Genomic DNA, 23624 nt, shown 5'->3' with positions numbered 1-23624 from the left:
GTACAGGGCGTAAAAAAGTTGCGACAGGATACCATAATCCAGCAACCAAAAAAAAATACTAAGCAAAAAGAAATCAAGCGCTCCAACCGTGAAGCGAGTGACTCTGAATTTTACTTTTCAGACGAGTTTGTCCCTCTATTAAACGATGAAGGTCCAACTCGTTATGCACGTGACGACGTCTCCACTTATGAAGTCAAACGTCTACGTCGTGGAGTGTATGTACCGGACGTGTTCCTCGATATGCACGGCATGACACAGCAAGAAGCAAAACGCGAGCTTGGTGCGATGATAGCCTACTGCATCAAAAACGAGATTCATTGTGCGTGTGTGCAACATGGTATTGGGAAACACATCCTGAAACAGAAAGCCCCACTTTGGTTAGCACAGCATCCTGACGTTATGGCTTTTCACCAAGCGCCACTAGAATTTGGTGGTGATGGTGCGTTGTTAGTGTTGCTTTCAATTCCTGAAAAGTAACAAGCTTGCTGTAGACACGACGAAACGAAAAGGCAGGGATCTCCTGCCTTTCTTATTCTGTCTCTAATTTGCAAACGCTTATTTTGGTTTAGACACTTATGGCGTAATATGCCATAGCACTTCACCATTTTGTGTTTGTAAATCATATTCAATGCACACTAGGCCTGATGTAGGAAACATCGGTGGTGTCATGTCTTTTACAAACTCTGAAGTCAAATAACCGACCAAAGGCAAATGCGATACGAACAAAAGCGAGTCCAATTGTTCGACTTCTATTAACGCACTTGCGAAATCGAAGACATGCTCGGACTGGCCATAAGGTGTAATATCTTCACAAGTTTCAATGCTTTTTGCAGAGAAATACGCACTGATCTCTTGCCAAGTTTGTTGAGCTCTAATGTACGGACTCACCAACACTTTATCGAATTGCGCAAAACCCTGTTCTTTACAGGCTCTCGCAACCGCTTCTGATTCGACTCTGCCTCTTGGGGTCAATTGTCGTGCTGCGTCTGAATCTGCAAAATGCTCGGCTTCACCGTGACGCATGATGAATATTTTCATGTTATTTCCTAGGGATAGCTAACGCTACCAAAAGGTTGACTGCTATCTTTATTAGATAGACGGGGCTAACTTTAACAATGACGAAACAAAAATACTGATATAATTATCTGTTCATTATACCAATTCGCTTGTTAAAGATAGCGACTTTCTTAACAATCTATTAAAAGAATGTACTCAGTTCATCACACTATTTAACTGTGCAATGAGTTCAGAGCATTCACTCAAACAGTTCTTCCCCATACGCAAACGCGATGGGCCTGTGCAGAAGTCTACGAATAACAAAAATACGGCAAGCAGTATTTGTCGAAACGCAAACTTTGCGCCCCCCGCGAGGGGAGCCTAAATTACTGTAATGCGAAATCTGGAGACGCATCGTGCATCTAAGTCCTAACGATTCAAATCAATACCGCTACATTACCTTGAGCAATGAACTGCGTGTACTGCTGATTCATTCCGATACAGCTCAACAGTCGGCAGCTGCTCTGGCAGTGAACGTTGGACACTTCGACGACCCAAACGATCGCCAAGGTCTGGCACACTATTTAGAACACATGCTTTTTTTGGGTACGGAAAAATACCCTAAAGTGGGCGAGTTTCAAAGCTATATTAGCCAACACGGTGGAACAAACAACGCTTGGACTGGTACAGAGCACACTTGTTTCTTTTTCAATATTGCTCCAAATGCCTTTGAAAGTGCCTTAGATCGATTTAGCCAATTCTTTACCGCACCTTTGTTTAACGAAGAAGCATTAGACAAAGAGCGACAGGCTGTCGACTCCGAATACAAGCTCAAACTCAATGATGATTCTCGTCGCCTGTATCAAGTTAACAAAGAAGTCATCAATCCAGAGCACCCGTTTTCAAAATTCTCTGTCGGAAACTTAGATACTCTTGGCGACCGAGATGGTAAATCCATCCGCGACGAAATTGTGGAGTTTCACCACTCTCAGTATTCCGCCGATTTGATGACACTGACTCTATTTGGGCCACAGTCGCTCGATGAACAGCAAGCTTGGGTAGAAACCATGTTTGCCGACATCCCAAATCACCACCTTCGTGGAAAATCGATTGATGTACCGATAGGCACTGAGGAAAGCACGGGCATTTTGGTTCAAGTCGAGCCGCTCAAAGAGTTCCGTAAACTGATTCTCACATTCCCCATGCCGGGAATGGATGCGCATTATAGCGTGAAGCCACTCTCCTACTTTGCTCACCTGTTGGGTTATGAAGGAGAAGGCAGTTTGATGCTTCAACTCAAAGAAAAAGGCTGGATTACCTCTCTCTCAGCGGGCGGCGGCGCGAGTGGCAGTAACTACCGAGACTTTACCGTAAGCTGCACCCTGACGCCAAACGGCTTAGATCATGTTGATGATATCGTTCAAGCGGTTTTTCAATACCTCTCGATGATCAAACAAGACGGGTTAGATGAATGGCGCTATCTCGAAAAACAAGCGGTATTAGAATCGGCTTTCCGCTTCCAAGAGCCATCGCGCCCAATGGATCTCGTCAGCCATCTGGTGATCAACATGCAGCACTATCAACCGGAAGACACGGTTTATGGTGACTACAAAATGGCGGGCTACGATGAGGAGTTACAGCGTTCATTGCTGCGATACTTAACCATCGATAATGTGCGCGTCACTTTGATTGCTAAAGGCCTGGAATACAACCGTACTGCCGAATGGTACTTTACCCCGTACTCCGTCACACCTTTTAGTGAAGACCAACGTCGTTTCTATCAACAAATCGACCCAAGCTGGCAATTCGTCTTACCGAAAAAGAACCCTTATATTTGCTACGACCTCGACCCCATGCCACTCGAAAATGGTGATTCGCTGCCAGAGTTGATTGAGGATCTCGAAGGGTTTCGGCTGTGGCATTTGCAAGATGACGAATTTCGCGTGCCTAAAGGTGTCGTTTATGTCGCTATCGACAGCTCTCATGCCGTTGCATCACCAAAGAACATCGTCAAAACGCGCTTATGTGTAGAGATGTTCCTCGATTCGCTAGCAAAAGAAACCTATCAAGCAGAAATCGCAGGGATGGGTTACAACATGTACGCTCACCAAGGTGGCGTGACCTTAACCCTCTCAGGGTTCAGTCAAAAGCTGCCTCAGTTGCTAGAAATGATTCTGCACCGTTTTGCTTCTCGAGATTTCAGCCCTGCTCGCTTTGAAACCATCAAACAACAACTGTTACGAAACTGGAGAAATGCTTCACAAGATCGCCCTATTTCGCAGCTGTTTAACGCACTTACTGGGTTACTTCAACCCAATAACCCGCCTTTCGCAACCTTAGTCGAAGCGCTAGAAGAAATCGAAGTCGATGAACTCTCGGTATTCGTAGAATCCATTCTTGCAGAACTGCACGTTGAAATGTTTGTTTACGGAGACTGGCAACGCCAGCAAGCCCATGACATGGCTACGACCTTGAAGGATGCTCTAAGAGTTAACGAGCAACGTTATGAAGAGGCACTTCGTCCGCTCATTATGCTAGGTAAAAATGGCAGTTTTCAACGTGAGGTGCATTGTAACCAGCAAGATTCCGCGGTCGTTATTTACCACCAGTGCGAGGATATTGAGCCTCGTAGTATCGCGCTATACTCATTGGCCAATCACCTTATGTCGGCAACGTTTTTCCACGAAATCCGTACCAAGCAGCAATTAGGTTACATGGTAGGCACTGGCAATATGCCGCTAAATCGTCACCCTGGTATTGTACTGTATGTGCAGTCACCTAATGCAGCACCTGCCGAGCTGGTTACCTCAATCGATGAGTTTTTAAATGCCTTTTATATGGTGTTGTTAGAGTTAAACGATTACCAATGGCACAGCAGTAAGCGCGGCTTGTGGAACCAAATAGCAACGCCGGACACCACACTTCGAGGACGGGCTCAACGTCTTTGGGTTGCGATAGGAAATAAGGACACTGAGTTTAACCAACGTGACAAGGTACTGGCGGAGTTGAAGAGGCTGACGCGCGCAGACATGATTCGCTTCGTTGTGAACGAATTGAAACCTCGTACTGCAAATCGTTTGATCATGCACTCTCAAGGTCAAGCGCATTCGGAGGCTCCGCGCATCCATCTAGGACAAGAAATAGGATCGATTGAAGAGTTCCAACTTCGGCCAAAAGATTGCGGCTTGGGGTGATCTAGTTGCGCAGAAATAAAATTGTCGATTACTAGAATGAACCTACAAACCCATGAGGTTGTCGGTCTCATAGATTGAATCGGCACCATAATTGGCAGAAAATTGAAATTGCGCCATTGCGGCTTATGCTCTAATTACCGCACTAAAAATAACTTAATGAGGTAATCATGAAAAAAGCACTTTTACTTGTGGCTCTTATACTGCCATTGGCATCTGCTCACGCTGAAATCTCAGTCAAAGGCGATGGTTTCGAACTAAGTGACGACTGTGTGCGCCTTAGCGGAGACAATGTATCCATCAAATCAGATGATTGCTCTTCAAAACAGTGGAATGATAAAGACAAAAAAGGTAATAGCAGCGTTCATGGGGACGACAACCCTGGTAAAGGCCACAATAAAGATAAGAAAGACAAGAAGAAGTAACCATTTCTTCTTTATGAAAAAGGCTTGCCACTGGCAAGCCTTTTTCTCTACCGAAGCAACGTTTAATAGAACGTTGTCCCTTCACCAGCTCGAGTGAGCAAACCATCACATGGCGCGTAACGATCGCCATATTTCGATGCAAACTCATTCATTTTCTCTACGAGCTCCTTAATACCAAATTGGTCCATGTAACGGAACGGGCCACCCAAGAACGGTGGGAAACCAATACCAAATATCGCGCCAATATCACCGTCACGTGGCGAGCGAATGATGCCATCATCCAAACAACGTACCGCTTCATTCAGCATTGGCAGCACACAGCGCAACGCAATATCGTTATCGCTTAGCTTAGATTCAGGGTCGAGCTTAAGCAGTTTGTAAACCGATTTGTCGACATCTTTCTTCTTGCCCTTGTAAGTGTAAAACCCCTTACCACTCTTGCGTCCTTTACGTCCATCATTTAACAAGATATCAAACACATCCGGCCCTTTGAATCGGTCACCTAACTCATTAACCAGGATCGGCATAATTTTCGCGCCAATGTCGACACCAACTTCATCCAACAAGGTAATCGGGCCAACAGGGAAACCAAAATCAAGCAACGCCGTATCAATCTTTTCGATCGGTTCGTTAGCCAACAAAATATGCGCCGCTTCGTTCATGTATGGAGCAAGAATGCGGTTCACGTAAAAGCCCGCTTTGTCTTTCACTACGATCGGGGTTTTACCTTGCTTCTTAGCAAGTGCAACAACTGTTGAAACGGTTTCATCTGACGTCGTTTCATGCGGAATCACTTCCACCAACGGCATTTTTTCTACCGGGCTGAAGTAATGCAAACCCACTACGTTTTCTGGACGCTCCGCTTTTTCTGCAATTTTGTGGATAGGCAACGAAGAAGTATTGGTCGCAAAGATAGTTTCTGTCTTAGCGTTTGCTTCAATGTCCGCCACCATTTTTTGCTTAAGATCTAAGTCTTCAAAAACGGCTTCAATTACGACATCAATATGATTAAAACTGGTAAAATCGACACCACCAGACAGTTGCAGCATTTTCGCTTGCAGATCGGCCTTGGATAGAATGCGACGTTTGCGCTGTTTCTCAAATAACTTGTAGTTGTAGTTGAGCGCATTTAAAACGCCATCGTTGCTAACGTCTTTGATGCGAACAGGTACTTTTGCTTTTGCAACAGACACATGGCTGATTCCGGCTCCCATCAGACCACCACCAAGCACACCAACTTTATGAACTGGTGCTGGTTTCGCATCCGTACCATTTTCTTTCTTCATTTCTGTTGTGGCAAAGAAGATCGAACGGAGCGCTTTTGACTCTGAGCTCATCACAAGCTCACCGAAGCGCTTCGCTTCAAGTTCTTGACCTTTAGCGAAGCCTTTCTCTAAGCCATGTTGAATAACTTCTAGAATTGCAACCGTTGCTGGATAGTTACCGCGAGTTTTTTGATTCGTTTTCTTCGCAGCTTGCTCAAATACAAACTTGCGCCCTAGCCCGCTACCAGACATCACCTTTTCTTTCGTCGATAGCTTTTTCGTGCCCTTGTTTTTACCTTTGTCGATAAACTGTTTTGCTACGTCGAGCAAAATGGTGTCAGGCACACAGGCGTCCACAACGCCCAATTTTTTAGCTTTCTTCGCACGAAGTTGTTTACCCGTCAGGATTAAGTCCAACGACGGTAACAGGCCAATCAAACGTGGCAGACGCTGAGTACCACCAGAACCTGGCAATAAACCAAGTTGTACTTCTGGCAGACCTAAACGCGTTTTGTCAGAATCCGTACAAACACGATAATCACATGCAAGAGCCAGTTCTAAACCACCGCCCAAACATGGGCCATGAATAGCCGCAACGACAGGATAAGGTAAGTCCGATAGCTGCTGGAACAACTCCTGACCTTGCCTTGCTAAGGCTTCCGCTTCACTTGCTGTGGTGCATGCTTCTAGCATTCGAACATCAGCACCCGCAACAAAATTGTCCGGTTTTAGGGAGTGGATGATCATCCCTTTAATACCACTGGAGTCTTTTAGCTGAGCAAAAATTTCTTTCATTTCGTCAGCAAAAGCCGCCTGCAGCGTATTCATTTTTTCATTAGGAACATCGATGGCTAACCAAGCAATATTTTGCTCATCAACCTTTAGACTAAATGCTTTTTGCTCGCTCATTACTCAACCTCCAGAATCATTGCCGCACCAAGACCACCAGCAGCACATGCAGTATTCAATGCAATACCACCGCCACGGCGTTTTAGCTCTCGTAGGGTTTGCGTCATCATACGCGCACCAGTCGCAGCAAATGGGTGACCATAAGCAATTGATCCGCCAAGCACGTTGAACTTATCCATGTCAATTTCACCAATCGCTTTTGAGCGACCAAGGTTTTCTTGAGCAAACTTATCGGAAGCAAACATCTTCACATTCGCCAATGCTTGAGCAGCAAAGGCCTCGTGCATGTCGATCAACGTCAGGTCTGACAGTTCCAAGCCTGTATTTTCAAGCACTTTCGCTGTGGCATAAGTCGGCCCCATCAGCATGTCCTTTTCCACGCCGATAGCAGAGAATGCATAACCTCGGATGTAACCAAGGATCTCCATTCCGAGCTCTTTCGCTTTACCTTCTCGCATCAACATCACTGCCGCACCACCATCAGTCAATGGCGTACTGTTCGCTGCCGTAACACTGCCATACTGACGATCAAACGCAGGTCGCAATTTCGCGTATCCCTCAACCGTTGAGTCATGACGGATATTGTTGTCTTCCGAAATCCATTTTTTGTATGGTTCAGGGAAAGCCGTCATCACTTCATCTTGGATTTTTCCTTCTTTCCAAGCCTGAGAAGCCAGCGTATGAGAACGATGTGCAAGCGCATCCTGTTCTGCGCGAGAAATACCATGTGTTTTAGCCATTTGCTCTGCAGTTTGTCCCATGGATAAACCCGTAGAGTACTCTGCTACTGCTGGTGGCACTGGCATCAGGTCTTTAAAGCTCAAGTTTTTGAGGATACTAAGCTTCTGACCCATTGTTTTTGTCTTACTAAGAGCAAGCAGATTAGCGGCCAGTTTCTTTGATACGCCAATAGGCAGGACGGAAGAAGAGTCTGCACCGCCAGCAATACCAATATCGATGGTTCCCGCCATGATGCTTTCTGCGACATTAACCGCCGCTTGAAAACTCGTCGCACACGCTCGAGTCACACTGTATGCATCAGTATGGATGTTCATACCAGTGCCTAACACGATTTCTCGTGCGATGTTTGGCGCTTCAGGCATTTGTACTACTTGTCCAAATACCACTTGTTCGATTAGCTTCGGATCAATATCTGTTCGAGCAAGCATTTCGCTTACTACCATTTTCCCTAAATCGACCGCTGGCACTTGGCTAAATTCCGTGCTTTGACGAGCAAAGGGAGTTCGAAGCCCCGCGACAATAGCGACACGCTCACCATTGCGTGTTTTTACTTCCTGCTTGCCCATTGTTTCTCCTTAAATACAAGAGGTCTGACCTGATGCATTGTAATGAATTTGTTAAATTTATCAAACGTGCGTTTAAATAAACGTGAAGCAAGTAGTTCAATTACTCTACTTCTTTGATTCTTATGCGATTACTAATGGTTAACTATAGAGAGTTAAAACGGTAAGAGGTATACGGAAAGTAAAATCGAAGCAAAAAAAAAACCACACATAACTGTGTGGTCGGAATATCTATAAAACAATTAACTTACGCCAATTGAAAAGTAATCAGTTTCCTGATTAGGAGAAAGTAAAGTCAGCCTTCAAAAGGAAGTGTCATCTTGCTCAACATGTTAGTCGCAATGACTAACGAGATGACAAGGTGTACTATAACCCCTTCACTGCTTGATATTTTGAAATAGATCAATTTTATAGTGATTTTACGAGTTTTAAGCTCACCTAGAGCGATTATTGATTCAAAATAATTCAAGAATCCACCATCAGAAGTCCCTTTTAATGCTCCATCGAGTGAACTTATCCAAGCCATTGATTACTAATGATGATATTGTTAACAATATATATCAATTCGTGTTCGATGATATCTGACATTTGCGTATACACTTTTAGGTAACCACATGGCTTATTGTGTCAAAGGGGTTGCATGACAAATCCTGCAACCAAAACCGCTAAGCGATGAAGCAAGTAAAGTCATGCTCAGAACAAATAAGAAACTCACAGAGCGAGGATGGAGGCTCCTGTGGCCATATTAAAAATGTTTGGAAAGAAAAATTCCAACAGTCCGGTCAACTCTGATATGGACAAGCAAAGAAAATACGAAGCGCTCGTCCGAGGGTATCATCGTGACTTGTACCGCTACGCATATTGGTTGTGCAAAGATAAAGCGGTCGCGGAAGATCTAGTTCAGGAAACCTGTCTTAGAGCTTGGAAGTCACTCGATAGCCTCCAAGACGAAAAAGCTGCCAAGTCTTGGCTCATCACAATATTGAGACGAGAAAATGCACGCCGCTTCGAACGTAAACAATTTGATTTAGTTGATATCGATGATTACGGCAATGATGCTAAAGTCAGCGATGACTCACATCATCAGCAAGAATGGCTGCAGGCACAGATCATGAAGCTCGATGTTGAATATCGTGAGCCTTTATTTCTCCAAGTTGTCGGTGGTTTCAGTGGAGAAGAAATTGGCGACATTCTTGATTTAAATAAAAACACAGTGATGACTCGACTATTTCGCGCTCGTAATCAACTTAAAGAGATGTTGGATTCTCAAGATACCAAGAGAGGACAAAAGAATGGATGATTTAGAATTTCGTCGTCGTATTTTGTCGGATCCAAAACAAAAGGATGAAGAGATTCTGCAAGCTTTAGCTGGTAGCGACGCCAACAATAAGTTTGTTGATGACGTTTTGGATCTCGATGTAAAAATTAAACAAGCCATGAATGTGGATGTACCCGAAGATCTCGCAGATAAGATTTTATTTAGCCAGACGTCGAGTGCACTTGATGAAGAGAAGGTCGTAAGACCAAACTTTGTCCGCAAAGCAATGGCACTTGCTGCTTCTATTGCGTTCACCGCAGGGTTATTAGTTGGTCAAGTAAACTGGGGAAATGTTTTGGTGTCTCCAGCACAAGCCAGTTTAGCGGATACCGCGATGAAACACGTTATTCATGAAGAACCGTTTGTTCGTCATCTTGATGAGGATGTACCGAGCTCGCAAATTAATGCGAAAATGTCGCCATTTCATTACCAGTTTAGTGAAAACTTTCCATATCACGTTTACTACCTAAACCACTGCGGTTTTGGTGAATCCAATGCGGTGCATATGGTGTTCCAAGGTCCAAAAGGTAAAGTAACGTTATTTATTACTGGTATTCCAAGCGAACAAAGTACCGACTTTAATAAGGATGGCATGACCGGAATCGTTCAGCCCGTCGGGAGTTCAAGCCTGATTTTAGTCGGGGAAGAAGGTGAAAATATTGATGCGCTCGCTACGACTCTTGCATCAATGATTAAGCCAATGTAACAACTTCGACGATTTCCAGCCTTCAAAAGGTTAAATGCCGCTAAATGATCTTATTTAGCGGCATTTTTGTATAAATAGAACACAAAACATTCACCACCCCTATCGCATTTAGAGCTTAAGCTCTAAATTATGCATTTTAAGTGCAATTTCCCGTCTTTTAGACATCATTTCTGCAATTTTTATTCCATTTTATCCAATGGTCGGATTTGTCCAAGCAATTATTGATACTACTATCTGCGCCACTGAGCAAAAGCTCAATTTATCGTCCAAAGAGACGAATCTAATAAGGAAAAACAAATGACTCAGAACACGCGTCTGTTTAAAAAGACTCTCCTAGCAGTAACGGTAGCTTTTGCCTCAGGTCAATCGATGGCAGCGGGTTTCCAAATCAACGCTCAATCAGCAACTGGCATCGGCCGTGCATTTGCTGGTGATGCAGTAATCGCAGATAACGCCGCGGTAATGGCTCGTAACCCAGCAGCAATGGCTCTATTTGATAAAATGGAACTTTCGTTAGGCTTCGAAAGCATTACTTCAATGATTGAAGTGAAAGATGCGAAATATAACGTTAATACTCCTTTGGGCTCCAGTACTGTAAGTGTTGCTGATACTGATGATGTGGGTGATACGTCAATAGCTCCAAACATTCACCTAATCGTTCCAGTAAATGACAAGTTTGCATGGGGCGTAAACGCATACTCTAATTTCGGCACTAAAACTGAATTTTCAGATAACTACACCGCAACCGAGTACGGTGGTCTTACGGATGTAAAAAGCTTCAACTTTGGATTGGCGGGTTCTTACCGTTTAAACGAACAATGGAGCTTTGGTGCTGGTTTAGATTTAATCTACGGCCAAGGCACAATGAAGCGTACAACTAGCTCTTCAGTCCCAGGGGTTGGCGGTCAAAAAATTCTGGACGTAGATAAAGCTGATGGTTGGGCTGTTGGTTTTAACGTTGGTACTGTGTACGAACTAGATGAAAACAACCGTTTTGGTCTAGCGTATCGTTACAGCCCTGAATTTACGGCGAAAGACGACAAAGGTCAGGAAATCACGCTACCTCTACCAGATATGGCCGAGTTTTCTGGTTTCCACAAAATCCAAGACACTAAGTTTGCTGTACACTACAGCATCCAATACATCGGTTGGAAAGATTTCGACCAAATTGATTTTGAGAACCTAAATCAGGGTTTACTTAAAGGTGGTTACTCGAAAGACTATCAATGGCAAGATGGCTGGCACTACGCAATTGGTGGTACTTACTACCTAAACAACAACTGGACACTTCGTGCTGGTTACATGTACGACACAAGCGCTCAAGATAAAGTAACGTCTATCTCGGTACCAGACTCTGATCGCCAGTGGTTCTCCACAGGTTTCTCTTACCATATTGATAATAGCTCAAACATCGATTTTGGCTTCACGTACTTGTTAGGTGAAGATGTAAAAGTTAATGAGAATACTCAATTATCTCCTGTTCTTTCTACCGGTGTAACAGCAACAACTCATGCTGATGCAATTCTATTCGGCTTACAATACAGCCGTAGCTTCTAAACGCTTCGCTGTTAGTTAGTAGAAAAATACTTTATATAAAAGGCTGGATTTCCAGCCTTTTTTCATATCTGCGATTTATTGCCCACTCAATTTGAGTGAACACGTGTATCTAAATCTCACAATTAGGACGCACAGCTGTTCGCTGAATTCCGTTTACAAGCCTTTCACAGTTAGATTATTAAACCGCACAAATAACATTTAAAAGCATAATATTCCAAATGACCACTTACGCTGGATTTTCATTTCTAAAGTAAAAACTCTACCTTTAAACTTTTGTCCCACGTTATAAACAAATCAGCGAACATTCGAATGAAAACCAACAAGACTCTTCTATCAACAGCAGTGGCATTAAGCCTACTTGGCGCAACGGGCATGGCTAACGCAGCAGGTTTCCAACTTGCTGAATATTCTGCAACAGGCCTAGGTCGAGCATATGCTGGTGAAGCTGCAATGGCTGACAACGCAAGTGCACAATGGCGTAACCCAGCAATGCTAACTTATTTGGAAGGCACTCAAGTGTCCGTTGGTGCAATCTATGTGAACCCAAATATTGATATTGAAGGTGATGTAAACTTCCACGGTAGCACTTCTTCTGCATCTTCAGATGACTTCGCACATGATGCAATCATTCCAAACTTCTACCTATCACACCAATATAATGAGAAATTCGCGATTGGTTTGGCATTTGGCACCAACTACGGCATGGAAACCGATTTAGGTAAAGGCTTTGGTGCCTCGCACTTCGGTAACGAAGCAAGCGTAACGACAATGGAAGCGAACTTGAACGCAGCTTACAAAGTCAATGAATCAATCAGCGTTGGTGGTGGTATCCGTTACATCATCGGCGAAGGCAGCTTTGGCGCAGCAGCTCCTAAGAATAACGTTGTAGGGTTAAATCCTGAAACTAATCAACCAATCAGTGTTCCTCAAGGTACTGCTCTAAAATACATGGAAGGTGACGATACCGCTTGGGGCTGGCAAGTTGGTACAGCATGGCAGATCAATGAAAATAACCGTATCGGCTTCGCGTACAAATCTGAAGTTGAACTAAAGCTTGAAGGCCATGCTGAAGGTCTTGGTTTTGGCTTCGGTACTTCTGAACGCGACAACGGCTACATGTATCTAAACCTGCCTGCAACGGCTGAATTGGCAAGCTTCCACCAAGTAACAGACCAACTTGCGTTACACGCAAGCGTTAACTGGACGGATTGGAGCTCTTTCGAGAAATTGGAAGCACGTCTAAATACTGCTGGCACGCATATGGTTAAAGTAGAAAACTGGGAAGACAACTATCGCTTTGCTGTTGGTGCTACTTACCAGCTTGATCCTAAGCTAGCGCTACGCACTGGTATTGCATACGATACTTCAGCGGTAAGCGACAAAAACCGCACGATTACTATTCCAGAAACTGACCGTACTTGGCTAAGTATTGGCGCAACGTACGATTGGACGAAAGACTTCAGCCTAGACGCTGGCTTCACCTATATTTTTGCGAAAGACGCACCAATCGTTGAGTCTCGTGGTTACAAGTCAGACGACACTGCAGAACAAGTCGGCGGCCAATTCGTAGGCGAAACTACGGGTAATGTTTGGCTAATCGGTGTTCAAGCAAACTACCGTTTCTAACCAAGCTGCAAAATACAAAAAAGGCTTAGCATCAGCTAAGCCTTTTTTCATTTCTCTATTGTGAAGAACAACGCTTAAAAGTCTTCTAGATATTCATCTAAATACTCTTCTTCTTCGATGTTAACTTCTTCTACCGTTTCAACTTCTGCTTTAAAGTTTTGACGCTGGATATAAACATCGCGAGTTAGAATATATGGATCCGGCGACGAGTCTAGCTGCGCTTCTTGCGGTACTAATAAAGCACGCTTCTCCATTCCTTCAAACGCCCACTTACCCAAACTCGCCCAGAAGTTGAGATAAGAGAGGGGTAAATACGTACTATCTACGGTATCTGTCACTTCACGTAAGGTATACGGACCATAACCTGGAACCATGAAGTAAGGACCATTTCCAACACCATAGTGGCCTACTGCATCACTGAACGCTTTCTCGTCGTACTTCGTAATACCCGCGGCACTTGCAATATCGAATAAACCGAAAATACCGAACGTCGAGTTAATCCAAAAACGGTTAAAGTGGTCCACGGCTTTCGTACCATTACCCATGATTAAGTTATTAACCATGCTTGCTGGCTCATCTAAGTTCGATAAGAAGTTAGCAATACCAGAACGAATAGGAACTGGCGTGTATTCTACATACGCAAGTGATACAGGACGAACCAAATACGGATCTAAATATTCGTAGTTGAGTTCCCACATGGTTCGGTTAAAGCCTTCCAACGGGTCATACACATCAGAAGTCGTTTGATTTGTTTCTTGTCCTGTTACTGCTTCATCAGGCGCACTTGAACAGCCAACCAGTCCAACGGCTAACAGCAACAAGAAGGTAGATTTACCCTTGTTATACATTTTATTTTCCATAACGACTATTAATGTACCTAAGTCACCCCGATTAACCATAGTACGTATGTTGAGCAGGATACATAGTAAAGATGACTCAGATATGGGAATAAATAAAGGCCAGCAATCGCTGGCCTTCGGTATTCTACTCGATCGTTTAGAGTCATACCACTAAAGGCAACTGACTCTACCTCGTTGTCATGTTTCAGAGACAGATGTTAACAATTAATACTGCTGATCAATGGTCACTTCTACTGGTGCGCCAAATTCAACGACGTCACTTTCTCCGTGCCAATCTTGATCACGCGTTGCTACGTTACCGTCAGAATCTACACGCACACGGACGATTAGCTTATCGAGTGAAGATAACTTTTGCCCTTGCATCATGGCATTGCCATCATCTAATACGACTGTGCGAGGGAAAGTACCTAGCGGATAACGAGCAGCAGCCACAGGCATTGGGGAGCCATCTGAACGATGTACTGACACAATCAGAACTGCGTTTGGATCCAACTGAGCATTTGGTGCCACATCAATTGTCACAGCTACACTCTTATCCTGTGAAACCGCTTCGCCCATTTGCTTACGAGCACTCTCAATACTGCGTGACAACATCTCGTAGCGGCTATCTTCTGGACCAATCATTTGCTGCATGATTCCCCAGTACTTGATGGCAGCCGGGAAGTCTTGACGCTCAAACGCATCAAACGCTAACAAAGAAAACACACGCAGATCGACATAGTCTTGCTGCATCAGCTTGCCGAGTAATGAGCGAGCCGTCGCTTGATCCATTTCCTCTTGAGACAGCATCAGAGCTTGTGCATAACCCAACATCACATCTGGGTCTTTTGGCTCTAGGCGGTACGATTTTTCCATCGCATCGATAGCTGTGGTGACATCACGATTTGCTAACGCAATACGACCTAGCAGTAACCAACCTGTCGAGTCTTCCGGCTGGTAATGTAAGCGAGTTCGAAGGGCAAGGGTCAAATCCGCCATTTCATCGTCACTCAGCGGCTCAGAAGAAGCCGACATCAGCTTTTTCGATAACTCAGGTAGATTTGCAGACACTTCTTGCCATTGAACAATATCGTCTGACGCGCCAAATTTATAATACAAACCATAGCTCAGCACCACCGTCAGAATTACCGATGGAACTAAAACTGCGATTGGAGAAACCTTGGTTTCTTTTTGCGCTCTATCACCAGGGATATCGTCAAGCAGTGATTGCTTTAGATCAGAAATCAGTTCGTCTTCACTTTCAACCAGACCTTCATCAGTTTCTTCTGCAAGCTCAGATAGTCGGTCTTTATAAAATGCCTTGTTGAGCTCATCGCGTAACACATCATCATTGTTCGCTTTTTGTTTAAGCAGCGGCAAAGCCACCAGCGCACAAGCAATAACCGTGAGAACAACGGTGGAAATCCAAAATAGTGTCATTACTTCTTATCTCCGTTGTTCTCTTCTTCAAGCAATGCTTTTAAACGAGCTTCTTTTTGCTCATCCCATTGCTCGTCACTGCTCGCTTTTGCCTTAACTTTAGATTTACGGCTACGCAGCACAATCAAACCAAAACCACCCAGTACTACAGCGAGTGGCCCTAGCCACAAAATCGCAGTCGCGACCGTAAATGGTGGGTTGTAAGTCACGAAGTTACCGTAACGGGCGATCATGTAATCAACAATCTCATCTTTGGACTTACCTTCTTTGGTCATTTCATACACCTTATGGCGTAAGTCCTGAGCAAGTTCAGCGTTAGAATCCGAGATCGTGTTGTTCTGACATTTAGGGCAACGGAGCGTATGGCTTAACTCTTTGAACTGCTGTTCTTGTTCCAAATTATCAAACTCGTACACTTCAATGGCCGCATGAGCAGCAAGAGATAATGTCATCGCAGCAAAAACGGCAAGAATTAGCTTTCTCATTGCTTCGCCTCCTCAACCAATTTGTTGTAAAGCGGCTCCAGTGTTTCTGACCAATTACGTGGGTTTACATCCCCTACATGGCGATAGCGAATCACACCATTTGCATCAATAATGAATGTTTCTGGAGCACCATAAACGCCAAGGTCAAGGCCAAGCATACCACTGCCATCAAATAGGCTGATCAAGTACGGGTTGCCGAGATCATTCAGCCAACCTATTGCTTTATTACGATCATCTTTGTAATTCATACCGATGATCTTAACGCCCTTACCCGCCAATTCGTTTAGGTATTTATGCTCTGCATAACACGTTGGGCACCACGTTGCCCAAACGTTCAAGAGCAACGGTTCACCTTTAAAAATTGATTGGTCGTACTGTTTTCCAGGCTCAGCCAGGTCTTCTAAATGAAATTCAGGAACTGGCTTGCCAACCAAAACCGACTCCAATTTAGTTGGATCATCGCCCTCTTGGTTACGCATTAATTGGGTTGCGAAAATGCCCGCTAGAATCATGAAAGCGACAAGCGGAATAAATAAGATTTTCTTATTCATGTTATGCCTCCTGCTCTTTTGACTTCGCATTTTTCTTCGGCGATTTACGGAAGCGGTAGCGTTTATCAGAAATCGCTAGTGCGCCGCCTAATGCCATAATCAAAGAGCCAGCCCAAATCCAACGAACGAACGGTTTATAGTAAATACGAACAGCCCAAGATCGGTTGTCGTCTAAACGTTCACCCATTGCAATGTATAGGTCGCGGCTAATACCACGGTCAATGGCTGCTTCAGTCATCATAGACTTAGCCGTACGGTAGAAGCGCTTCTCTGCGTGAAGCGTATTCACGTATTTGCCATCGTGTGTGATCTCAAAGTCTGCGATGTAGCCATCGTAGTTTGGACCATCTTTATCACGCAAGCCTGAGAAGTAGAAATCATAGCCTTGAATTTGGAAGTGTTCACCAGGTGCTAAACGTACATCACGCTCGATGCTGTAGTTCTGTACCATCGCAATACCGATAACAGATACCGCCAGACCAACATGACCCAACATCATTGCCCAGTGGCTACGTTGCAGCTTGCGAACACCTTCACTAAAGCTATGACGGTGCGTTGCTCGCTCGTACAGTTCAAAGCCATGCATCGCAATAATCCAAATCGCCATCACCCAACCAATGTAAGCCATGGTTGAGAAGAAATCGGCAAACAGGTACACGCATAGCGCGGCCAAGGCGAAAGCAAGCACACCTGAAACGAGCATTGGCTTCACAAGTTTAGATAAATTGTCTCGCTTCCAACGAATAAGAGGGCCAATACCAAGCAGGAAAGCAAATGGCATCATTAACCACGCAAATAGCATGTCAAAGAATGGCGCACCGATAGAGACCGACCCCAAACCAAGCTGCTTGTGTACGAGCGGCAACAGTGTCCCCACTAACACCACAACAAGAGCGGCGATAAGTAATACATTGTTGGCTAAGAGCGCATTTTCACGTGAGACTAAGTCGAAGTTACCTCGTACACGCACTGCTGCCCCTTTTACGGCAAACAGCAATAAAGAGCCGCCGATAACGAAAACGAGGAAGCCTAGAATAAACATACCGCGCGACGGGTCAGACGCGAACGCGTGCACCGATACTAAAATACCGGAACGGACTAAGAAGGTGCCCAACAAACTCAACGAAAATGCAGAGATTGCCAATAGTACCGTCCACGCTTTAAATGTGCCGCGTTTTTCTGTGACGGCAAGAGAGTGCATTAATGCGGTACCCGCTAACCAAGGCATGAATGATGCGTTTTCTACTGGGTCCCAGAACCACCAGCCACCCCAGCCAAGTTCGTAGTAAGCCCACCAAGAACCTAGTGCGATACCAAGTGTTAAAAATACCCATGCTGCGGTTGTCCAAGGACGAGACCAACGAGCCCAAGCCGTATCAAGGCGTCCGGTCATTAGGGATGCGATCGCAAAAGAGAACGCAACCGAGAAACCAACATAGCCCATGTAAAGCATTGGCGGGTGAACAATCAAACCAGGATCTTGAAGCAGAGGGTTCAAGTCACGTCCGTCAACCGGGAAGAACGGTAACGTACGTAGGAATGGGTTCGACGTTAGGATGATAAACAGTAGGAAACCCACTGAGATCATGCCCATAACAGCAAGTACACGTGCAACCGACTCTTGCGGCATACCACGACTAAACGTCGCTACTGCGACAGTCCAAGCAGCTTGGATTAACACCCATAGCAACAGTGAACCTTCGTGTGCACCCCATACTGCGGTTAAACGGTAGTACCAAGGAAGCTGACTATTCGAGTTGCTCGCTACATACTGTAACGTGAAGTCGTTGGTATAAAATCCCCAACATAAAATGGCGAAAGAGAACAACAGCATCAGGAACATAGACCAAGATAGCGGTCGCGCTGTGTTCATGAGCATGGTGTTATTATTCGATGCTCCCCACAATGGCAATACGCTCAACAGCACTGCCATTGCAAGCGAAAGAATGAGAGCAAAGTGACCGATTTCAGCAATCATTGGCCGCTTCCTTGTTTCTGTTCGGTGCTGTATTGAAGCGGTTCATGCGTTTTCTTCATCGCTTCTGCAATTTCTGGTGGCATGTATTCTTCATCGTGCTTCGCTAGGACCTCAAATGCCTCAACTGTCGTGGCATCTTTCAGTACACCTTGAGCAACAATACCCTGCCCTTCACGGAACAAGTCAGGAAGAATACCGTCATAGGTAATCGTCACTTTCGGACCGACATCGTGCAGGTCAAAACTCACTTTCAAAGAATTAGGATCTCGACGAACTGAGCCCACAACCACCATTCCACCGATACGCAGACGCTGGCCTACTTCTGGCTTGGTGCCATCTGGCTTACCATTAACCAATTCCGTTGGAGTATAGAAAAGGTCCATATTTTGGTTAAGCGCATAAAGTATCAAACCAATGGTGGCACTAATACCGATAAAGATCGCTAGTACAATACCTAGCCTCTTTTTACGTCTCGGGTTCATAAGGTGTTCTCCATGTTCTTCGCTGCGTCGATACGAGCTTGACGGTCAATTTTTGCTTTCACTTCTTTCAATAATGCATCACCGCGGCGAAGGCTAGTGATCAGAAGAATCAGCATGGATAAGAAAGTAATACCAAACGCACTCCATACGTATGATGCATAGCCACCCATGGCAAAAAAGTCGCTCAGAGATTCAAAATGCATAATCAGTTACCTCACTGAGTTTGTTCTGTTGCGAGTTTGCGCACCCAGGGGCGGTGACTTTCTTTACTGATGATTTCGTTACGAAAACGGACCATCGTCACGGCACCAAAGAAGAACGCAAAGCCAAAGATGTTCAGCAATAACGGCCAAAGCATGTCGGATGAAATGGAAGGTTGCTCAAATTTCGTGATCGTCGCACCTTGATGAAGCGTGTTCCACCATTCCACGGAAAAGTGAATGATAGGTAGGTTTACTACGCCTACGATCGCTAAGATACCAGCGGCTTTTGCGGCGGTTTTTTGATCGTCAAACGCATGGTAAAGCGCAATCACACCAAGGTAGAGAAATAGAAGAATCAATTCAGATGTAAGACGGGCATCCCATACCCACCAAGTGCCCCACATAGGCTTGCCCCAAACAGCACCTGTAAGTAGAGCAATAAAAGTAAATACTGCACCAATCGGAGCCATCGCAAGTGCCGCCATATCAGATAGGCGAACTTGCCATACTAGGCCAATAAATGCAGCAATCGCCATCGACATATAAACGCCCATAGACCAAATAGCTGATGGGACATGAATGTAGATAATTCGGAAACTGTCACCTTGTTGGTAATCTGAAGGCGCAAATGCAAGCCCCCAAACCGTACCAACCGATAAGCATACGAGGGCCAATACAGAAAACCAAGGCAGAAACTTACCACTCAAACGATAAGCTGCTTCTGGCTTGGCATAAGGATGTAGCCATTTCCACATGTTTTGTTCTCACTCTTACTTCAGGGACACTGTCTAAAGGGTTGAGACCGTAGCAGTGCTTTAATAATAATTCTTTGATCAAGCGCCACTTCATTGGCACTTTATTGAGTTAGTTGACACTAACTCGTAATGCGGCACTGATGGCAAAAGGCGTTAATGTCATCGCCCCCATTAGCATCGCACCTAAAATCGCTAGTTGACCGTTATACGCCATACCGAGTGCGGCAGCATCAATTGCCGATGTTGCGAAAATCAAAATTGGGATGTAGAGCGGAAGAATAAGCAAACTCAAAAGAACGCCACCCTTTTGCAACCCAACAGTCAACGCCACACCAATGGCGCCAATAAAACTTAGTGTTGGTGTACCGATCATCAAGGTTAATACAACCGATAGCCAAGTATTGAAGTCGAGCGAAAGTAAAACCGCCAATAATGGGCTAATTAAAATCAGAGGTAACCCTGTTAACAACCAATGTGCTATGACCTTTGAAACCACTACAAGTTGCAATGGAATCGGCATTAGCATCATTTGTTCTAGTGCACCGTCTTGAAAATCATCACGAAATAGACGCTCTAATGATAATAAGGCGGACAGCAATGCGGCAACCCAAACGATGCCCGCTGCAATACGTGCTAACAAATTAGGTTCTGGTCCAATACTCAGAGGAAAGAGAGTAATGACAATAATAAAGAACCACAGCGGGTTCAGAATGTCTGCCTGACGGCGAAATGCGATTAGGAGCTCACGACGAATGATGGTGGTCATCGAGGAAATCATATCAGTCACCCAGCTTTATTTTTCTAAGTTTCGGGCTGTCCGCAAACATATCTTGATGCGTCGTCAACACAACAATACCGCCATTATCAGCATGACTTGCGAACAAAGATTCAAGCACCTTGACACCTTGCTTATCAATGGCAGTCAACGGCTCATCTAAGATCCATAAAATTTGCTTACTGAGCCATAACCTTGCCAATGCGACTCGTCGTTGCTGACCTGCGGAAAGTTGTGCTACAGGCACATCTTCTCGACCAGCTAATCCTACTTGAGTCAAAGCGATAAAGATTTCTTCGTCTGAAGAGCGATTATTTTGAATAGATTGATAAAAACGTAAGTTTTCTAATGCGGTAAGCTCTCGTTTCACTCCTGTTTGATGTCCTAAGAAAAGCAGATCTTGATGGAAAACATCACGAGATTTTTCAACCTCTTCGCCTTTCCATTTAATGACACCTTCTTCTCTATCACCTAACCCTGTCACAATCCGTAGCAATGTAGTTTTACCAGTACCATTACGCCCTTCGATCTGGACCAATTCACCAGGCTTAATTTCAAACTGCAGGTTTTCAAACAGAACCCTTTCATCACGGATTGCTGTCAGGTTAGACACTTCTAACATAGAGCTTCAACTAAAAAATGAACGAGCCGCTATATTAGCACAGCTTAGTTATGACAAAACAGGATAAGAGGGCTAGGTTACATGTAAGTTCATGTATTTTTGTTAATTAATCATCACACTTTAATAAAATTAACTATAAGTAGTTATAAGCGCTCATTTTGAATTTGAGAGGCCAGAGCTAAGAGCAAGATCGACTGAAGGTTATCTAGGGTTGTATTTAAGAAGAGCATTAGCGGCTAAAAACAAAAAAGAGGCGTAATAACGCCTCTTTTTTATCGCTTGATAACCTTTAGCGTCGACGACGTCCACGCGCTGGATATTCTGCGTCATCTGATGGCTGACCACTTAATGGTGGAATCTTCTCTTTCCCTGCCAGTTTCTTCTGCAGTGAAAGCATCAACTCAGCTTCGGCTTTTGGTAGTTCGCACTCTTCAATCAGCTCGTTGATATCAGCGCCAAGCTGTACCATTTTAGAAGCGCGACTGTACAAGCGACCATCAGTATCAGCGTGTTCGAGTTCGCGAATTCTCTCGTTTAAGTGCTGAATAATGTCTTGTTGCTCGGTCACTTTTTGTCCAAGACCAACAACAACCGAGCGCACTTCGAGTAACTGCTTACTCAACTTTTGCACTTCTTTATCTGCGTGTCGAGATTGAGCTCGTTGTTGATCTAACTGCTTTTGTAACCCCGAGCGAATCCGCAGTTGCAAAACAACCAATACCAACACGATAAAAGCGACGCCACCCGCAAGGAATGGGGCAGATAAAAGAGTCTCTTCAGCCATCATCATTCAGCCATTAAAGGTGAGCCATCTCGTCCCACTCGTCATCTGTTAGCAGCTTGTTCAAATCCACAAGGATAAGAAGCTTGCCGTCACGGTTGCTCACACCCTGGATGAACTTCGCACTCTCGTCGGTACCAACTGAAGGCGTCGTATCAATTTCAGAAGAACGCAGATAAACGACTTCTGCCACGCTATCTACTAAGATACCAATCACTTGACGCTCAGACTCGATCACAATAATACGAGTGTTGTCGGTGACTTCGCCTTCCATCAGGCCAAAACGTGAACGTGTATCGATAACAGTAACTACATTACCGCGTAGGTTGATGATACCAAGTACATAATCTGGTGCACCTGGAACAGGGGCAATTTCAGTATAACGAAGTACTTCACGAACTTGCATTACGTTGATGCCGTACGTTTCTTCTTCTAGCTGGAACGTCACCCACTGAAGAACTTCGTCATTCGATGCATCTTTCTTCACTTCTACTTCAAAAGCTTGAGACATAGTTAATCCTCGTTAATGTCGTTCCCGACTTAAATCTAATTCAGTGATTTGACATCTAAACCGGCGTTTAGCATGTCAATGAGCGCCTGGACATGAATTAAGGCACACATTTTTTCTTTTACCATGCCCGCTAGCCAAGGGCGTTTACCCGCCTGCTCACGCCAGCGAACCTTGTCGATATTAAGCGTTTCAGTCCCCATTAATTGGTTACTGGCCAACCCCCACATGCTCTCACCAAGCATGACGACATATTGGTAGTTATCTTTATAGCTATCATCACGAAGCTTATCTGCCATCACCCATTTCGCGGTATCGACGACATCAAACTGCTGCTCGCGATTTGTTTGTAGCCCCAAATACCAGGCGGGTTTTCCTATCAAATGGTTAAGCTCGCTAATGCGATGAATACCACCTAATTCATCAAGAGGTACAGCAAACGTGACACCATTCACATCAAAGTAAAGAACTTGGAAGTCCTCACTTCGCTTCGTGCTTTCCCAGACCGTTGGTATATCGGAATCTGCTTGTGTTTCGAGTTCAGTATCGACGTTCGATTCTATATTGATACTTTGTTCGATCACTGCGTGAGGTTCATCCACCTCTGGTTGCGCTTCCTCAAAAACTGGCTCATCAATCACCCAGTCCTGTATTTCCTCAACACCCTGAAGCTCAGGCACCTCACTAAAGGTTTGTACCTCAGGCTCAGCCGCTTTTCTCTCTGCGGCAATATCAATCGTATTTTGTTCAAGAATACTATCAATATCCAACTCAGCCACTGGGTTGCTTGCTTCAAGCTGACTTAATAGCCTTTGAACATCTTCCAGGTTTGGAGCTTCCAACTCTGGCGGATATGTTTCTTGAAACTGGTACGTTTCTGGCTCCGAGTATTGTAGCTGTAATTCTGG

Annotated in this window: 23 protein-coding genes; 7 read left to right on the top strand and 16 right to left on the bottom strand. The window is 44.6% G+C overall.

The genetic code is table 11. The features are described from left to right. A partial coding sequence (gene smrB, locus R7P67_RS19050) for an endonuclease SmrB (RefSeq protein ID WP_318086042.1) occupies nucleotides 1-477 on the top strand: 477 nt, incomplete at its 5' end. A gap of 96 nt (nucleotides 478-573) precedes the next feature. Here the strand turns inward: smrB and sixA are convergent. Then, nucleotides 574-1038, bottom strand: coding sequence for a phosphohistidine phosphatase SixA (gene sixA, locus R7P67_RS19045; RefSeq protein WP_005380537.1), 465 nt, complete (start codon nucleotides 1036-1038; stop codon nucleotides 574-576). Nucleotides 1039-1412: 374 nt separating this feature from the next. On the opposite strand from sixA, the gene R7P67_RS19040 reads away from it, so the two are divergent. Further along, the gene (locus tag R7P67_RS19040) at nucleotides 1413-4190 is read left to right on the top strand and encodes an insulinase family protein (protein WP_262653328.1); all 2778 of its coding nucleotides are present in this window, start codon (nucleotides 1413-1415) and stop codon (nucleotides 4188-4190) included. Between the two features lie 167 nt (nucleotides 4191-4357). Beyond that, nucleotides 4358-4612, top strand: a complete 255-nt coding sequence (locus R7P67_RS19035; RefSeq protein WP_005384444.1) for a hypothetical protein — start codon at nucleotides 4358-4360, stop codon at nucleotides 4610-4612. A gap of 62 nt (nucleotides 4613-4674) precedes the next feature. Here the strand turns inward: R7P67_RS19035 and fadJ are convergent, their stop codons facing one another. Then, nucleotides 4675-6786 carry a fatty acid oxidation complex subunit alpha FadJ gene (gene fadJ, locus R7P67_RS19030; protein ID WP_005384446.1) on the bottom strand — a complete coding sequence of 704 codons (2112 nt, stop codon included), beginning with the start codon at nucleotides 6784-6786 and terminating at the stop codon, nucleotides 4675-4677. Next, the gene (fadI, locus tag R7P67_RS19025) at nucleotides 6786-8093 is read right to left on the bottom strand and encodes an acetyl-CoA C-acyltransferase FadI (RefSeq protein WP_005384447.1); all 1308 of its coding nucleotides are present in this window, start codon (nucleotides 8091-8093) and stop codon (nucleotides 6786-6788) included. Before fadI ends, fadJ begins: the two co-directional genes overlap by 1 nt. A 721-nt stretch (nucleotides 8094-8814) precedes the next feature. On the opposite strand from fadI, the gene R7P67_RS19020 reads away from it, so the two are divergent. From R7P67_RS19020 to R7P67_RS19005, 4 genes are all read left to right on the top strand, one after another. Beyond that, nucleotides 8815-9390: a sigma-70 family RNA polymerase sigma factor gene (locus R7P67_RS19020; RefSeq protein WP_005380528.1), complete on the top strand. Its 576-nt coding sequence runs from the start codon at nucleotides 8815-8817 to the stop codon at nucleotides 9388-9390. After that, the gene (locus tag R7P67_RS19015; protein ID WP_025767180.1) at nucleotides 9383-10114 is read left to right on the top strand and encodes a DUF3379 domain-containing protein; all 732 of its coding nucleotides are present in this window, start codon (nucleotides 9383-9385) and stop codon (nucleotides 10112-10114) included. Before R7P67_RS19020 ends, R7P67_RS19015 begins: the two co-directional genes overlap by 8 nt. Before the next feature lie 297 nt (nucleotides 10115-10411). Then, nucleotides 10412-11671, top strand: coding sequence for an outer membrane protein transport protein (locus R7P67_RS19010; protein WP_154205112.1), 1260 nt, complete (start codon nucleotides 10412-10414; stop codon nucleotides 11669-11671). A gap of 309 nt (nucleotides 11672-11980) precedes the next feature. Next, nucleotides 11981-13297 (top strand): outer membrane protein transport protein, encoded by a 1317-nt coding sequence (locus R7P67_RS19005; RefSeq protein ID WP_054576273.1) that lies wholly within the window; start codon nucleotides 11981-11983, stop codon nucleotides 13295-13297. A gap of 74 nt (nucleotides 13298-13371) precedes the next feature. Here R7P67_RS19005 and R7P67_RS19000 read toward each other — a convergent pair whose 3' ends face one another. From R7P67_RS19000 to R7P67_RS18940, 13 genes are all read right to left on the bottom strand, one after another. Next, a complete protein-coding gene (locus tag R7P67_RS19000) occupies nucleotides 13372-14145 on the bottom strand; it encodes a VacJ family lipoprotein (RefSeq protein ID WP_005380523.1) in 774 nt (257 codons plus the stop codon). Nucleotides 14146-14361: 216 nt separating this feature from the next. Continuing rightward, a complete protein-coding gene (gene ccmI, locus R7P67_RS18995) occupies nucleotides 14362-15576 on the bottom strand; it encodes a c-type cytochrome biogenesis protein CcmI (RefSeq protein WP_262653325.1) in 1215 nt (404 codons plus the stop codon). Beyond that, nucleotides 15576-16061 (bottom strand): cytochrome c-type biogenesis protein, encoded by a 486-nt coding sequence (locus tag R7P67_RS18990; RefSeq protein ID WP_005380519.1) that lies wholly within the window; start codon nucleotides 16059-16061, stop codon nucleotides 15576-15578. Before R7P67_RS18990 ends, ccmI begins: the two co-directional genes overlap by 1 nt. Beyond that, complete coding sequence (locus R7P67_RS18985) at nucleotides 16058-16612, bottom strand: DsbE family thiol:disulfide interchange protein (protein ID WP_005380518.1); 555 nt, start codon at nucleotides 16610-16612, stop codon at nucleotides 16058-16060. Before R7P67_RS18985 ends, R7P67_RS18990 begins: the two co-directional genes overlap by 4 nt. A 1-nt stretch (nucleotide 16613) precedes the next feature. Beyond that, complete coding sequence (locus tag R7P67_RS18980) at nucleotides 16614-18590, bottom strand: heme lyase CcmF/NrfE family subunit (RefSeq protein WP_017635943.1); 1977 nt, start codon at nucleotides 18588-18590, stop codon at nucleotides 16614-16616. After that, nucleotides 18587-19072, bottom strand: coding sequence for a cytochrome c maturation protein CcmE (ccmE, locus tag R7P67_RS18975; RefSeq protein ID WP_005380516.1), 486 nt, complete (start codon nucleotides 19070-19072; stop codon nucleotides 18587-18589). The genes R7P67_RS18980 and ccmE overlap by 4 nt, the downstream gene beginning before the upstream one ends. Next, nucleotides 19069-19275 (bottom strand): heme exporter protein CcmD, encoded by a 207-nt coding sequence (gene ccmD, locus R7P67_RS18970; protein ID WP_005380515.1) that lies wholly within the window; start codon nucleotides 19273-19275, stop codon nucleotides 19069-19071. Before ccmD ends, ccmE begins: the two co-directional genes overlap by 4 nt. A gap of 11 nt (nucleotides 19276-19286) precedes the next feature. Then, entirely contained in the window at nucleotides 19287-20030 is a 744-nt protein-coding gene (locus R7P67_RS18965) for a heme ABC transporter permease (RefSeq protein ID WP_005380513.1), read from the bottom strand. Between the two features lie 109 nt (nucleotides 20031-20139). Next, nucleotides 20140-20808 (bottom strand): heme exporter protein CcmB, encoded by a 669-nt coding sequence (gene ccmB, locus R7P67_RS18960; protein ID WP_005380512.1) that lies wholly within the window; start codon nucleotides 20806-20808, stop codon nucleotides 20140-20142. 1 nt (nucleotide 20809) lies between these two features. Further along, complete coding sequence (gene ccmA / locus R7P67_RS18955; RefSeq protein WP_005380511.1) at nucleotides 20810-21427, bottom strand: cytochrome c biogenesis heme-transporting ATPase CcmA; 618 nt, start codon at nucleotides 21425-21427, stop codon at nucleotides 20810-20812. A gap of 289 nt (nucleotides 21428-21716) precedes the next feature. Beyond that, complete coding sequence (locus tag R7P67_RS18950) at nucleotides 21717-22211, bottom strand: DUF2802 domain-containing protein (RefSeq protein WP_025998721.1); 495 nt, start codon at nucleotides 22209-22211, stop codon at nucleotides 21717-21719. A gap of 13 nt (nucleotides 22212-22224) precedes the next feature. After that, nucleotides 22225-22719, bottom strand: coding sequence for a chemotaxis protein CheW (locus R7P67_RS18945; RefSeq protein ID WP_005380507.1), 495 nt, complete (start codon nucleotides 22717-22719; stop codon nucleotides 22225-22227). A 35-nt stretch (nucleotides 22720-22754) separates the two neighbouring features. Then, nucleotides 22755-23624: chemotaxis protein CheW (locus R7P67_RS18940; RefSeq protein WP_318086041.1), on the bottom strand; the 870-nt coding region annotated here is incomplete at its 5' end.

The organism is Vibrio sp. Vb0937, assembly GCF_033338855.1.
The sequence above is the reverse complement of the archived record's forward strand: the minus strand, read 5'-3'. Positions and strand labels throughout refer to the sequence as shown.

Coding starts and splice junctions, on each gene's coding strand:
- sixA (WP_005380537.1), bottom strand. CDS start 1,038: ATGAAAATATTCATCATGCGTCACGGTGAAGCCGAGCATTTTGCAGAT.
- R7P67_RS19035 (WP_005384444.1), top strand. CDS start 4,358: ATGAAAAAAGCACTTTTACTTGTGGCTCTTATACTGCCATTGGCATCT.
- fadJ (WP_005384446.1), bottom strand. CDS start 6,786: ATGAGCGAGCAAAAAGCATTTAGTCTAAAGGTTGATGAGCAAAATATT.
- fadI (WP_005384447.1), bottom strand. CDS start 8,093: ATGGGCAAGCAGGAAGTAAAAACACGCAATGGTGAGCGTGTCGCTATT.
- R7P67_RS19020 (WP_005380528.1), top strand. CDS start 8,815: ATGGAGGCTCCTGTGGCCATATTAAAAATGTTTGGAAAGAAAAATTCC.
- R7P67_RS19015 (WP_025767180.1), top strand. CDS start 9,383: ATGGATGATTTAGAATTTCGTCGTCGTATTTTGTCGGATCCAAAACAA.
- R7P67_RS19010 (WP_154205112.1), top strand. CDS start 10,412: ATGACTCAGAACACGCGTCTGTTTAAAAAGACTCTCCTAGCAGTAACG.
- R7P67_RS19005 (WP_054576273.1), top strand. CDS start 11,981: ATGAAAACCAACAAGACTCTTCTATCAACAGCAGTGGCATTAAGCCTA.
- R7P67_RS19000 (WP_005380523.1), bottom strand. CDS start 14,145: ATGTATAACAAGGGTAAATCTACCTTCTTGTTGCTGTTAGCCGTTGGA.
- ccmI (WP_262653325.1), bottom strand. CDS start 15,576: ATGACACTATTTTGGATTTCCACCGTTGTTCTCACGGTTATTGCTTGT.
- R7P67_RS18990 (WP_005380519.1), bottom strand. CDS start 16,061: ATGAGAAAGCTAATTCTTGCCGTTTTTGCTGCGATGACATTATCTCTT.
- R7P67_RS18985 (WP_005380518.1), bottom strand. CDS start 16,612: ATGAATAAGAAAATCTTATTTATTCCGCTTGTCGCTTTCATGATTCTA.
- R7P67_RS18980 (WP_017635943.1), bottom strand. CDS start 18,590: ATGATTGCTGAAATCGGTCACTTTGCTCTCATTCTTTCGCTTGCAATG.
- ccmE (WP_005380516.1), bottom strand. CDS start 19,072: ATGAACCCGAGACGTAAAAAGAGGCTAGGTATTGTACTAGCGATCTTT.
- ccmD (WP_005380515.1), bottom strand. CDS start 19,275: ATGCATTTTGAATCTCTGAGCGACTTTTTTGCCATGGGTGGCTATGCA.
- R7P67_RS18965 (WP_005380513.1), bottom strand. CDS start 20,030: ATGTGGAAATGGCTACATCCTTATGCCAAGCCAGAAGCAGCTTATCGT.
- ccmB (WP_005380512.1), bottom strand. CDS start 20,808: ATGATTTCCTCGATGACCACCATCATTCGTCGTGAGCTCCTAATCGCA.
- ccmA (WP_005380511.1), bottom strand. CDS start 21,427: ATGTTAGAAGTGTCTAACCTGACAGCAATCCGTGATGAAAGGGTTCTG.
- R7P67_RS18950 (WP_025998721.1), bottom strand. CDS start 22,211: ATGGCTGAAGAGACTCTTTTATCTGCCCCATTCCTTGCGGGTGGCGTC.
- R7P67_RS18945 (WP_005380507.1), bottom strand. CDS start 22,719: ATGTCTCAAGCTTTTGAAGTAGAAGTGAAGAAAGATGCATCGAATGAC.